Below are 444 nucleotides of genomic sequence, written 5' to 3'. Positions count from 1 at the left end.
TGGACGGCACCTTCCATTGGTGCTGGGCGATAAGCTGACCGTTTTCGTTGTAGTCGAAGCAGGTGATGCTGTGGCGGTTGGCGGCGCGGACGAGGTTGCCGTCCAAGTCGTAGCCGTAAACGGTTTCCTGAACCTTGTCGTTATCGCGGGCGAGGGTGTGGATTAGGCGTCCCAATATATCGCGTTTGAACTCGGTAATCCGCAGCGGGGTTTGGCTGTCGAGGTCGTCTGAAAGCGGGGCGGCGTCTTTTTTGGGGACGGGCTGTCCGCCCAGCTGCGCCATCAGTTTGGCGGCGAGGGAGGCGTCGTCGCCGAATTCGCGCTGCTCGACCAGCTCGTTGCCGGCATTGTAGCGGTAGCCGGTGAGCTTATGGTCGAAACCGCTTTCGGCAATGAGGCGGTCGAGGACGTCGTAGGCAAAGCGGTAGCGCGCACCGTTTTCAT

1 pseudogene is annotated in these 444 nt (G+C 60.6%); it reads right to left on the bottom strand.

Annotated features, from left to right (window positions below):
* Window positions 1-334: pseudogene (locus HMPREF3050_RS13985) on the bottom strand (RHS repeat protein); the annotation flags it as partial.
* Window positions 335-444: the final 110 nt, after the last annotated feature.

Source organism: Neisseria sp. HMSC065D04 (genome assembly GCF_001815675.1).
In the GTDB taxonomy this organism is placed as follows: Bacteria; Pseudomonadota; Gammaproteobacteria; order Burkholderiales; family Neisseriaceae; genus Neisseria.
The sequence above is the reverse complement of the archived record's forward strand: the minus strand, read 5'-3'. Positions and strand labels throughout refer to the sequence as shown.